Here is a 13,406-nt window from a genome sequence, read left to right as displayed (position 1 = left end):
GCTTTTGGCAATTTTTGCGTAAGTCCTGGAGTAGTCAAATTTTATGCTAATCGCCTTACCATGATCCAGGTCATGCCAAGGTAAATAAATGTCTCCGATGTTTCCGGCAATAACTTATTAGCAGTAAACTAAAAAGTTTTTATCCGAAGAATAATCGCTAAATTATTATCAGTAGTAATATTTAATACCAAAAAAGATGTAATTACTAACCAGCAGACATAGTATATAAGGTTTAATTTATAATCATTAATTATAGATTGGGTGATTTGTATTACTATTCTCTACGTAGCTGATTATTAGCGTAGGCGTAGCCCGCCCCAGGCATCGCTCTTTGGAGAAAAACTTTTTGGTTTACTGATTCATGAGTATCAAATACTCGTTAACGGAGTTCAGAGGTGGATGAATCCAGGTCAAAGACTCGTTAACGAAGTTCAGATACTACTTTGGGAAGCCATCAAAAAGCGATCGCTACATCTAAATAAAGTGCTTTCCTACCTGCTGTCTCCTGCCCCTAATACCCAAGGCAAGTTTTGTAAACTTTGTTAACCAAGATATTGTCTTGGGAATTCTAAAGTTAGTACACAGGAATTCCCGTAAAAATTTATGAGCGCAAAAGCTGATGGAACTTTAAGGATCGCTGGATACCAAATCATAGAGCAACTTTATTCAGGTTCTCGTACCCAAGTGTATCGGGCAGTCCGAGAATACGATACCTTCGGTGGGCTTCGCCAACGCCTACCAGTTGTCATCAAGCTCTTAAAACGAGAATACCCAACTTTTAGCGAATTAGTACAGTTTCGCAACCAATATGCGATCGCTAAAAACCTAGATATTCCTGGCATTATCAAACCCTACAGCTTAGAACCCTATTACAATGGCTATGCTTTGGTAATGGAAGACTTCGGTGGCATTTCCTTGCGGGAATTTACTCAAGGGAAAACACTGGCATTAGAGCAATTCTTACCCATTGTTCTACAACTATTAGACACGTTACACCAGTTGCATCAACAGCGTGTCATTCACAAAGATATTAAGCCAGCCAACATCCTGATTCACCCTGACACCAAACAAATTAAGCTGATTGATTTCAGTATTGCCTCACTCCTACCACGAGAAACCCAGGAGATCCAAAATCCCAACGGGCTGGAGGGAACACTAGCTTATCTGTCGCCAGAGCAAACCGGACGCATGAACAGGGGCATTGACTACCGCAGCGATTTCTATTCATTAGGTGTCAGTTTCTTTGAACTACTGAGCGGAAAACTGCCCTTTGAGTCCCAGGAACCGATGGAGTTGGTGCATTGCCACATTGCCAAACTTCCACCCAACGCCAGCGATTTCAACCCCAATTTGCCCTTGATGCTGGGTGAAATTATCCGCAAACTGATGGCGAAGAACGCCGAAGACCGCTACCAGAGTGTGCTAGGGCTTAAACATGACCTCGTAACCTGCCTAACACAGTGGCGAGAAACAGGCAAACATACCTGGTTTGAGTTGGGAGGGCGCGATATGAGCGATCGCTTTCTCATCAGAGAAAAACTTTACGGACGCGAATCGGAAGTACAGACTTTACTGGAAGCATTTAGCCATGTTGCCAATGGCGGCTCCCAACTGATGCTGGTGGCAGGTTTTTCTGGTATTGGCAAAACCGCAGTCGTTAATGAAGTGCATAAACCGATTATCCGGTGGAATGGCTACTTCATCAAGGGCAAATATGACCAATTTAACCGCAATATTCCTCTGTCTGCTTTTGTGCAAGCCTTTCGTGATTTGATGGGACAGTTGCTTAGTGAAAGCGATACGCAACTAAAGCAATGGCAGAGTAAGATTTTAGCAGCAGTTGGAGACAACGGCCAACTTCTGATCGAAGTGATTCCTGAACTGGAGCAGCTGATTGGTAAACAGCCTGCGATCGCTGAATTATCGGGCAGTGCGGCACAGAACCGTTTCAATTTGCTGTTCCAGAATTTCATTCAAGTCTTTACCACACCAGAGCATCCATTGGTGATGTTTCTCGATGATTTGCAGTGGGCAGATTCGGCATCGCTCAATTTGCTGAAGCTGTTGATGGCTGACAGCAATCGCGGTTATCTATTCGTTATTGGTGCATACCGCGATAACGAAGTATTTGCAGCTCATCCACTGATGTTGACGTTAGATGAAATCGAAAAGGAATCTTCTTGTGTCAACACTCTGACTCTATTTCCCTTGAGTCAAGCAGATGTAAACCATTTAATTGCCGATTCCCTCAGTTGTGCAACAGCTCAAGCATTGCCGTTGACAGAGTTAGTTTATCAAAAAGCCAAAGGCAATCCCTTTTTCACGACTCAGTTTTTGAAAGCGCTACATGAAGATGGGCTGATTAGCTTTGATTGGGAGGCAGGTTACTGGCAGTGTGATGTAGCCCAAGTGCGATCGCTTGCCCTCACCGATGATGTAGTGGAATTTATGGCACAACAGCTTCAAAAATTGCCCGACATCACTCAAGATGTTTTGAAACTGGCAGCTTGTATTGGCAATCAGTTTGATTTGGCGACATTAGCGATCGTTTCTGAAAAATCGCAGACGGAAACTGCTTCAGACTTGTGGAAAGCATTACAAGAAGGATTTGTCATTCCAACCAATGAAGTCTACAAGTTTTATCAGGATTCCTCATTAGTGATTGGTCATTTGCAAATGACAAATGACAAAGGACAAATGACAATTTACAAATTCTTGCACGATCGCGTCCAGCAAGCAGCCTACTCTCTGATTCCCAACCAGCAAAAACAGGTCACTCACCTGAAAATTGGACAACTTTTGCTCAACCATACACCAGCCGCAGAACACGATGAAAAACTATTTGAGATTGTTAATCAACTAAATATCGCAAATAGCTTAATTGTCGATCAATCTCAGAAAATAGAACTCGCTCAACTCAATTTACAAGCTGCACAAAAAGCAAGAGATGCAACAGCATACACTGCCGCATTTGAATATGCCACTACAGGTATTGCAATGCTTGCACAAAAGCGATGGCAAACACAATATGAACTAACCCTGACACTTTATGAAGCTGCCACCGAAGCAGCTTATTTAAGTGGCAACTTTGAGCAGATGGCACAATTTCCAGCAGTCATTTTAGAAAATGCTAGAACCTTATTGGATACCGTTAAAGTCTATGAAATTCAAATTCAAGCCGCTCAAGCTCAACATCAATTTCTACAGGGCGTGGATTTGGCTCTCCAGATTTTAGAGCAATTAGGAATCAATTTTACCAAACAACCAAGTGAATCAGATATTGCATCGGCTTTTGAGGCAACAAAATCCATCTTAGCTGGCAGACAACCGCTAGATTTAATGGCTCTACATCAGATGACAGATTCAGATAAATTAGCCGCCATGCGGATTCTTGTAGGTGTCTCTCCTTCTGCCTTTAATGCCGCTCCAGAACTCTTACCATTTATTACCCTTGAGCAAGTAAATTTATCGCTTCAGTATGGCAATACCTCATACTCTACAATTGCTTATGGCTACTATGGACTGCTGCTTTGTGGGGCGGTTGGAGAGATTGAATCTGGCTATCAGTTTGGACAACTTGCACTCAAATTACTCGAACATTTTAATGCCAAAAATTTGAAAGCCAGAACCTATGTCGTAGTATGCAGTTGTGTATTGCATTGGAAGGAGCCGCTCAGGAACACCTTAGCGCTTTTTCGGGAAGGCTATCAAATTGGGCTGGAAACGGGAGATTTAGAATCAGCTACCATTTGTGCAGTCGTTTACGTCATGCACTCTTTGTTTGTTGGTAAATATCTGGGGGAGTTAAGTCGAGAAAGCCATGCTTTCTATCTTCAACTGACTCAACTAAAACAAGAAGGACTTCTCACCCAGATGACGATTTTTCAGCAAGGGATTTTGAATTTAATCGGCGATGGTGTTGAACTATGGCAACTGATTGGTAAGGCTTTTAATCAAGAGCAAATGCTGCCAATCCTCCAGCACTCAGGCGATCAAACTGCGCTGTGCTATTTCTATGTGAGTAACCTTTTTCTCGGTTATCTGTTTGGGAAGTTTGAACTTGCAGTGGAAGCTGCGATCGCAACTGAAAATTATCTAGGCAGTGCGATAGGATTATTTGTGGTTCCAATCTTCCACACCTATGATTCTCTGGCTCATCTAGGAATCTATTCCCAAGTTTCCGAAACAGAACAACAACAGATTCTTGGGCGGGTGAGCAAAAATCAGGAAAAGATCAAAACTTGGGCTAGCTATATTCGGGCCAATCATTTACACAAGTTTTATTTGGTTGAAGCAGAACGGTATCGCGTTCTAGGACAGAAATCAGAGGCGATAGATTTATACGATCGCGCCATCACCGAAGCCAAAGAAAACGGTTATATCCAAGAAGCAGCTCTGGCCAATGAACTAGCCGCCAAATTTTACCTCGATTGGGGCAAACAGCGCCTAGCTGGGGAATACATGATTGAAGCCTACTATGGCTATGCTCGTTGGGGCGCTAAAGCCAAAGTTGCCGACTTGGAACGACGCTATCCCCAACTTCTCGCCTCCATCCTTGAGCAAACCCGTTCTCCTTTCTCAACTAACGAAACTATCTTCACATTGGGGAGTGTCACCTCCACCAGTTCCGCCACTTCAAGTAGTAGCAGCATCTCTGTTGCTTTAGATTTAGCTGCCATTCTCAAAGCTTATCAAACTATCTCAGGGGAAATCGAACTCGAAAAACTGCTAAAAGCATTACTGCATATCGTCATTGAAAATGCCGGAGCGGATAAGTGTGTGTTCATGCTTTTGGAGTCAGATCGTTTGCTAATTCAGGCGTTGGCACAGCTTTCCCTGAGCGGTGTACAGAACCAAGTCGATTTTTACCCAATGTTGCTCAACCCACAGTCTGTTGAAGACTCATCTGATGTGCCAGTTGGCTTAATTAATACCGTCAAACGCAGCTTACAACCATCGATGATTATTGATGCCACAGTGCATCCGCAGTTAATTAATGACCCCTATATTCAACGACAGCAGCCCAAGAGTATCTTGTGCAGCCCGATTTTGCATCAGGGTAAGTTGCTGGGCATATTGTATCTAGAAAACAATTTGACAACCGGAGCATTTACGAGCGATCGCGTCGAACTACTAAACTTACTTTGCGCTCAAGCTGCTATTTCTCTAGAAAATGCCCAACTTTATCGAAATTCTCAAAACTCTGCTCAACAGTTAACACAATCTCTAGCAAAATTGCAGGCTAATGAATCCCGCTTCCATAATTTGGCGAATAATATTCCTGGTATGGTGTACCAATTCCGTCTGGGGGCCGACGGTTCAACTTCAACACCTTATGTTAGCTCTGGCTGTTTCGACTTATATGGGTTAGAGCCAGAGTTGGTAATGGCGGGGACGCATAGCCTTTACACCATGAATCATCCTGACGATGAAGCAGCTATTGCCCAAGCGATGGCCGACTCTGCCCAAAATCTCACACCTTTTGAGGAAGAATGGCGGATTATCCTGCTTTCAGGAACAGTGAAATGGGTTCAATCTGTTGCTCGGCCAGAGCAACAAGCCGATGGCTCAATCATCTGGGATGGAGTGGTAATTGATATTAGCAATGGCAAACAGGCCGAAGCATCTCTAGCCAAAGAACGAGAGTTCTTGAATGCCATCATTCACAATATTACAGATGGGATTGTTGTTTGCGATGCTACTGGTAAATTGACTCTATTTAACAAAGCAACTAGTGAATTTCATGGCTTACCATTAGAATCATTACCGCCAGAAGAATGGACAAAACACTTCGATCTCTATCAAGCGGATGGTCAAACACCCCTATCAAAAACGCAAATTCCTTTGTTTCGCGCCTTATTTGGGAAAATCGTCGAAAATGCTGAAATAGTAATTGCGCCGAAGCATGGTTCTAAAAGAATTTTATTAGCAAGCGGACAAGCGATCTTCGATCCTTTGGGTAACAAACTCGGTGCAGTAGTTGTGATGCGAGATATTAGCGATCGCAAACAATCAGAACTTGCCTTACAGCAAAAATCCCTTGATTTGCAACAAGCATTAAACGATTTACAAAATGCCCAATTACAAATAGTCCAAAGTGAAAAAATGTCGGCACTGGGTAATTTAGTTGCTGGTGTAGCTCACGAAATGAATAATCCTCTCGGTTTCATTGCTGCTAGTCTTAAACAAGCTAAACCCACTGTTGCTGATATTTTTGAACATCTCAGACTTTATCAAGAAAATTTCCCCAACAAAAGTGAAGAAATTATTGTCCATGCCGAAGAAATTGACTTGGATTACAGTTTAGAAGACTTGCCCAAGATGATTGATTCTATGTGTATGGCGTGTGAAAGGTTAAAAAATATTAGCACCAGCCTCTGCACTTTCTCCCGTGCTGATAGAGATTACAAAGTGCCATTTGATATCCATCAAGGTATTGATAGCACGATTTTAATTTTGAAACATCGTCTCAAGGCGAACGAACAGCGTCCCGCGATTGAAGTAGTCACTAACTATGGAGATTTACCGAAAATTAAATGTTTTCCTGGGCAATTAAACCAGGTATTTATGAATATTTTAGCCAATGCTATTGATGCTTTAGAAGAATCGAATCATGGACGCGATTTTCAAGATATTCAGCTTAATTGCAATCAAATCATAATTACAAGTTATCTAGAAGAAGACCGGATAAAAATTATCATTGCCGATAATGCTAAGGGAATGACCGAAGAAGTAAAACAAAAGATTTTTGACCATTTATTTACGACTAAAGCTGTCGGTAAGGGGACAGGATTAGGACTTGCGATCGCTCATCAAATTGTCGAAGAAACCCACAGTGGCAAACTTCTCTGCACCTCTGTACTGGGACAAGGAACAGAGTTTGTCATTACATTACCAGTTAAAACGATGACAGGAATTTTGGATTAATAACAGTAAATAGGAATCATAAAAATGTTTAATTTGCAAAACTTTTGCTTCCAATTGCAGCGAGTTAGATATTATCTGATTTTCCTAATTGCCCTATGGTTGAGCTTAGGGGTTCCGGGTTGCAGTTTATTGCCACCAAATTCGCCAACCTCTTCATCATTGTCTCAGCAGACAACAACTGCTAATAATACTACGCCGTCAATCCCAAAACGGTTTGACGGAATCACCATTAACGTTGTCACCCAAAAAGGAGTACTCGATTATGCACTGAATCGGCACATCGCTAAGTTTGAATCTCTGACTGGCGCAAAGGTGAATATGGAAGCTTTTCTGTTTGGCGATCTCTACAGCAAGGTGCAAAAAGACTGGTCGAGCGGCACTCCTAAATATGATATGGCAGTAATTCTTTCTAAATGGTTGATTGACTTTATCAATACCAACGATTTAAAAGATTTAACCAATTATGTTCAGTCTGACTCTGCATTGCAATGGCAGGATGTGGCTCCCATCTTTCGGGATGTGAGTGCAACCTATAAACAACGGATTTATGCGATACCGTTGGATGGTGATTTTCACATGGTTTATTATCGCACTGATTTGTTACAAAAAGCTGGGTTAACACCTCCGGCAACCTGGGATGAGTATTTAGCGATCGCTAAACAGTTTCACGGTCAAGACTTAAATAACGATGGAAAACCAGACTACGGCTCTTGTATGGCAAAAGGGCCTCGCTTTGGCGGTTACTTATTGTTTGCCTCAATTGCTAGTTCCTGGCTGCAATCTCAGGGAACCGCACAGGGAGGATTTTTTGACCTGGAAACCATGAAACCCCTAGTTCAAAATCCAGCGTTTGCTAAGGCGTTAGATATCTACAAAAAAACAATGGACTATGGACCGCCCAACGAAGCTAACCTGGGTATTCTTGAAGAAAGACAAATGTTTACAAGCGGTAGATGCGCCTTAACCCTCGAATGGGGAGATATTGGCACATTAGCGATCAATCCGGCTACATCTAAAGTGATTGACAAAGTAGGCGCTGTTGTGAGTCCGGGTAGCACTGAGGTACTCGATCGCAAAACAGGAAAATTAGTTGCTTGCGATAAGTTTACCTGTCCATACTCCATTGCTGGAGTCAATCATGCGCCTTTTGCTGCCTTCGTGGGTTGGTCAGGCGTTGTCTATGCAAAAGCAGCACCAACAGTTCAAGATGCCGCATACTCGTTCCTTTCCTATATGAGCCAGCCTGCTCAAGCAAATGTGGATGTCACCATTGGCAAAACAGGTGCTAACCCTTACCGATTTTCTCAATTTAAAACCATTGATTCCTGGGTTAATGCAGGGATGTCGCCCGATGCTGCCAACAATTATTTAGGAGCAATAGGTGTCAGCCTGAGTAGTCCAAATATGGTTTTGGATCTGAGAATTCCTCATAACCAGCAATATCAGCTGGAAGTCGTTGATGCTATTCTCGCTGATTTCTTAGCAGACAAACTGACGACAGAGCAAGTAATGCACGAGATTGAACAAAAATGGGAGCAGATAACCAACCAAGTGGGGCGCGAGTCTCAACGCGCTGCTTACCGCGCCAGCCTTGGGCTAACTCCATAAGGGGGCAGGGGGAGATAAGGGACTGAGGGAGTGTTCGGATAATTAGTTATGATTCCCACAGTCATTGCACCCCACCCCCAGCCCCTCCCCGCAAGCGAGGAGGGGAGATAAAGGGTAGTTTTGGCTCTTTGGGGAACTCCTGGTTTAATAAGCAATCAAGCGAACATGATATGAGGGACAAGAATTAATAACCAATGCCCACTTGCCTTGAGCGGAGCCAAAGGGATGCCCAATGCTTAATCTAACTGTTCATTTGACAGATGAATTGGGCATCTTAAAAATAATTGGGCAAAAATGACATTGAACGTAACTTGCAATGCAATACACTGCCTATCTCAGTAGTTTGGGACTCTAAAAGGAGCCATACGAATGCGAAATTGGAACCTTAGTACAAAAATTATTGCTTCCTATTCAGTGTTAATCGCGGTGATGGCTGGGACATTGGCTTCGGGAATGTACTGGCAATTGCAATCTGGTCAACGGCAGGGAATTCGTAATCGTCTTTTGGCGATTGTTAGTCTCGCTGTTCCACAAATCGATAGTGATTATCACGGATTGATTGTTAAACCTAGCGATCGCACCTCAGCATTTTACAAAATTACTCAAGCGAAACTTATAGCTATCCAAGCAACTAGTCAAGATATTCTACATATTTATACGGTACGCCAGCAACCAAATAAAAAGTTTGTCTATGTCTTAAACTACGACCCTGCCAATCAAGGCAAAACTGTATTGATTGGCATGGATTACGAAAAGCCATTAAATGGTTTGAATGCAGCCGTTGCCAGCAATGCAGCGTTTGTCGATCAGGAATTTCACCAAACTGCAAACGGCGAAACTGTTCTCTACGGCTATGCCCCAATTACCGATCTTCTGGGTCGGGTGAATGGATTTTTGGTGGTTGAACTAGACGCAAGTTATTTAGTGCGGCGAGAAATTTCGGTTGCTTTCTTGGCTCTGGTGACTTTTTTCGCCGTGTTATTAGGAACTGTGATTATAGTCCGTTGGCTGTCGCGATCGCTTGTCGTGTTACCAGTCTTACAACTCAATAGCGCCGCCAAACAATTGGCAACGGGTAACTGGAATGCGACTTTACTTAGCAATGTCTACGACGGGCTACGCCTACGCACCGATGAACTCGGAGAACTTGCCACATCCTTTAATAGCATGGCTAGCCAGTTGCAAACCTCCTTTGCCACCTTAGAACAAAAGGTAGAAGAACGGACGCTACAACTAGCAGAGGCAAAAGAAAAAGCCGATTCTGCAAACCTTGCTAAAAGCGAGTTTCTCGCTAACATGAGCCATGAACTACGGACACCGCTTAATGGCATTCTGGGCTATGCCCAAATTCTCCAAAATGCTGAACCCTTAACAGAACAAGGTAAAAAAGGAATCGATATCATCTATCAGTGCGGTAATCATTTGCTCAATCTGATTAATGATGTGCTTGATTTGGCCAAAATCGAAGCCCGGAAATTGGAATTGCATCCTGTGGATGTGTATTTCCCAGCGTTTCTCGAAGGGATTGCGGAGATGATGCGCGTTCGTGCTAGTCAAAAAGGAATTCCTTTCACCTATCAACCTGATTCTGATTTACCCCCTGGAATTACAGTTGATGAAAAACGCTTGCGCCAGGTGTTAATTAATTTGTTGGGGAACGCTATTAAGTTTACCGACAAAGGCGGAGTGACGTTTCGCGTTAAAATTCACAAACTAGAAACTGAAATCTATCAAATTCGCTTTCAGGTTGAAGATACAGGGGTCGGCATATCCCCAAGCGGACTCACGAAAATCTTCCAACCCTTTGAGCAAGTGGGTGATCTGAACAAACAAGCAGAAGGTACTGGACTGGGACTAGCAATCAGTCAGCAAATTGTGACTCTAATGGACAGTAGCCTAAATGTGGAAAGCCAGCTAGGAAAAGGCAGCACCTTCTGGTTTGAAGTCGAACTAACAGAAGCCAAAGATTGGGCAACAAGTCTGCGAACAACTCAGCAAGGCAAAATTTTGGGATTTGAGGGTAGCAAGCGCCAGGTTTTGGTAGTCGATGACCGTTGGGAGAATCGGTCGGTTTTGGTGAGTTTCCTCGAACCTTTAGGTTTTGTGGTGATTGATGTTAATAATGGTCGAGAAGGATTAGCAAAGGCGCAGGAGATTGTTCCGGATCTAATTATTACAGACTTGATGATGCCAGAAATGGATGGCTACGAGATGCTGCGACACTTGCGAGAGATTCCTGAGTTGAAAGATGTTCCGGCGATCGCTTCTTCGGCTAGTGTATTTGAGAGTAATCAAACCCACATTCCGCACTTCAAAATGTATTATCTATCTTTTCAATAAAAATTCCTAATAATGTTCAAATTATTAAGTATTAATATTGAATACCATTGGCGATTTATGTTGTTGATTTAACCATTTTTTTCCACCTATGGGAAATCTACGCATATTACACGATGAAGTGCGGAAAGTCGGATCAAAATGAGAGTATCACGGCCGGAGCTAATGCTTTTTTGCCCAAGCCTGTAGAAGCCTCAGCTTTGTTAAAGTTGTTGGAAAAATACTTAAACTTAACATGGATTTATGAACACCAATCTATACCTGTGGAAGTTATGCCATTGAAGTCAAAAGAAACATCCTCATCAACTTCAGATGAGATGATTCCGCCGCCGGATGAGGTTTTGTCGCAGTTATACACCTTGGCGTTACAGGGACGCTTGATGGCAATCGAGCAACAACTAAAAACTTTAGAAAAAACTGATCGGCAGTACCAGCCATTTGTCAAAGCAATACGTCAGTATGCAGATAATTTTCAGACTGAAAAGATCCGAACATTTATTGAACAGTATCTTCCTAGTGCTAAAAATTGATCTACTCAATTCTACTGTGATAAATTTTTTGTCATCTGATTACCATTTTTGCCATGACAGCATTCCCTGGAAATTTCATTACATCTAATAATTCTGTTACAAACCCGTTTGAGAATTGCATTATCCTGATTGTTGATGATGTGCCAAATAACTTGAAAGTGCTTTCAGACACCTTAGCCCATGCTGGTTTTGAAGTGGCGATCGCAACCAGTGGTGAAAGTGCGCTACAACAACTCGAACATACTCCAGTATCTTTGATTTTACTAGATATAATGATGCCGGGGATGGATGGCTTTGAAACCTGTAAGTGCATAAAAGCCAATCCCATAAACCAAAATATTCCGATTATCTTTATCACCGCCCTCTCTGAATCGGTAAATAAAGTTACAGGCTTTGAACTAGGAGCCGTTGACTACATAACTAAACCGTTTCAACAAAGTGAAGTTTTAGCACGGGTGCGATCGCACTTAAAAATTAACCAATTGAGCCAGTCTCTTGAAGCCAGAAATACAGAACTGCAACAACTCACCCAGCAACTAGAGCAACGAGTTGCAAAACGAACCAAGGAACTATTTGTATCGATTGAAACTGTGAAACAAACTCAACAATTGATGCGCTTAGTGTTTGATACTATTCCCCACTGGGTAGGCTGGAAAGATGTCAATTCGGTTTATTTGGGCTGTAATCAAAGTTTTGCTGATGTCCTAAACTTAAATTCCCCTGATGAGATTGTGGGTAAAACCGACTATGACTTACTGTTCAGCAAAGAAGAATCGGATTTGTTTATAATGTACGATCGCCACGTCATGGAGTCTGGTCGAGCAGAATTTCATATCATCGATCAATTGCAACGCCCAGATGGTCAACAAGTTTGGTTGGATACGAGCAAAATGCCTCTACGCGATGCCAAGGGGAATGTATTCGGCATTTTATCCGTCACAGAAGACATTACCGAACGTCGCCAAGCTGAAGACCAACTCAAACAAAAAAAACAAAATCTAGAACAAGCACTAGTAGAACTTCAAGGTACGCAAGTGCAATTAGTGCAAAGTGAAAAAATGTCGGCGCTGGGAAACCTTGTAGCGGGGGTGGCACATGAAATTAATAACCCTGTCGGCTTCCTGGGTGGCAATATTCAACCTGCTTTAGATTATATTAAGGATATATTCGGCTTAATTGATTTATATCAACAGGAATATTCTCCTCCCAGTCGAATAATTTTAGATAAAATCGAAGCAATTGAGCTAGATTACATCCGCGAAGATTTACCCAAGTTAATCGGTTCAATGCGAGAAGGCGTGAAGCGAATTCGAGATATTAGCACTTCCTTACGAACTTTTTCTCGTGCTGATAGCGATCGCCCAGTTGCTTGTAACATTCATGATGGTCTTGAAAGCACTATTCTGATTCTCAAACATCGCCTTAAAGCTTCAGAAACTCGCCCAGAAATTCAAGTTATCAAAGAATATAGTCAGATACCACTTGTAAAATGCTTTGCGGGACAGTTGAATCAGGTGTTTATGAATATTCTAGCAAATGCTATTGATGCTTTAGAAGAGTCAAATATTGGACGTGCTTTTGAAGAGATTAAAGCAAATCCCAATCGCATCACAATTCTTACTAAACTTAACGATAACAAGCAACAATTAATTATTAATATTAAAGATAATGGTCAAGGGATAGCTGAAGAAGTAAAACAAAAGATTTTTGACCATTTATTTACTACGAAAGCTGTCGGACAAGGGACTGGATTAGGACTTGCGATCGCCCGTCAAATCATCGAAGAAACCCACAGAGGAAAATTAAGTTTTAACTCTGTTAAGGGTGAAGGAACAGAATTTATCATTGAAATTCCGTTATAAAATTTTGCTGTTGTTTATAGTGGTTCTTGTTTATGTGAGGTATACCCGAAATCAAATTCACGACTGGTAAAATAGCGGGATTTGATTTTGGTCTGAAGACATTTCTCACCTGTTCTGAAGGGTTTAATATTGAGTCGCCACT

6 protein-coding genes and 1 pseudogene are annotated in these 13,406 nt (G+C 42.2%); all 7 read left to right on the top strand.

The annotated features are described in order from the left end of the window. The first annotated feature begins 399 nt into the window (after positions 1-399). On the top strand, positions 400-546 hold the full coding sequence (locus tag V7K32_RS14080; RefSeq protein WP_334994148.1) for a hypothetical protein: 147 nt from the start codon (positions 400-402) through the stop codon (positions 544-546). Between the two features lie 57 nt (positions 547-603). Continuing rightward, positions 604-6,927, top strand: coding sequence for an ATP-binding sensor histidine kinase (locus tag V7K32_RS14075; RefSeq protein WP_334994146.1), 6,324 nt, complete (start codon positions 604-606; stop codon positions 6,925-6,927). Between the two features lie 24 nt (positions 6,928-6,951). Beyond that, positions 6,952-8,535, top strand: coding sequence for an ABC transporter substrate-binding protein (locus tag V7K32_RS14070; protein ID WP_334994144.1), 1,584 nt, complete (start codon positions 6,952-6,954; stop codon positions 8,533-8,535). Positions 8,536-8,904: 369 nt separating this feature from the next. After that, the gene (locus V7K32_RS14065; RefSeq protein WP_334994143.1) at positions 8,905-10,875 is read left to right on the top strand and encodes a HAMP domain-containing hybrid sensor histidine kinase/response regulator; all 1,971 of its coding nucleotides are present in this window, start codon (positions 8,905-8,907) and stop codon (positions 10,873-10,875) included. A 113-nt stretch (positions 10,876-10,988) separates the two neighbouring features. Then, a complete protein-coding gene (locus tag V7K32_RS14060; protein WP_334994141.1) occupies positions 10,989-11,402 on the top strand; it encodes a hypothetical protein in 414 nt (137 codons plus the stop codon). Positions 11,403-11,455: 53 nt separating this feature from the next. After that, on the top strand, positions 11,456-13,264 hold the full coding sequence (locus V7K32_RS14055) for a hybrid sensor histidine kinase/response regulator (protein ID WP_334994139.1): 1,809 nt from the start codon (positions 11,456-11,458) through the stop codon (positions 13,262-13,264). A gap of 44 nt (positions 13,265-13,308) precedes the next feature. Next, positions 13,309-13,406 (top strand): annotated as a pseudogene (locus V7K32_RS28770) (transposase); the annotation flags it as partial.

Origin of the sequence: Nostoc sp. (genome assembly GCF_036917635.1) — a bacterium.
In the GTDB taxonomy this organism is placed as follows: domain Bacteria; phylum Cyanobacteriota; class Cyanobacteriia; order Cyanobacteriales; family Nostocaceae; genus Nostoc.
Note: the sequence above shows the minus strand (reverse complement) of the source record. Positions and strands in the feature narration are given on the sequence as shown.

What these genes read in the sequence shown, in the direction of transcription:
- V7K32_RS14080 (WP_334994148.1), top strand. Translation starts at nt 400, where the DNA reads ATGAATCCAGGTCAAAGACTCGTTAACGAAGTTCAGATACTACTTTGG.
- V7K32_RS14075 (WP_334994146.1), top strand. Translation starts at nt 604, where the DNA reads ATGAGCGCAAAAGCTGATGGAACTTTAAGGATCGCTGGATACCAAATC.
- V7K32_RS14070 (WP_334994144.1), top strand. Translation starts at nt 6,952, where the DNA reads ATGTTTAATTTGCAAAACTTTTGCTTCCAATTGCAGCGAGTTAGATAT.
- V7K32_RS14065 (WP_334994143.1), top strand. Translation starts at nt 8,905, where the DNA reads ATGCGAAATTGGAACCTTAGTACAAAAATTATTGCTTCCTATTCAGTG.
- V7K32_RS14060 (WP_334994141.1), top strand. Translation starts at nt 10,989, where the DNA reads ATGAAGTGCGGAAAGTCGGATCAAAATGAGAGTATCACGGCCGGAGCT.
- V7K32_RS14055 (WP_334994139.1), top strand. Translation starts at nt 11,456, where the DNA reads ATGACAGCATTCCCTGGAAATTTCATTACATCTAATAATTCTGTTACA.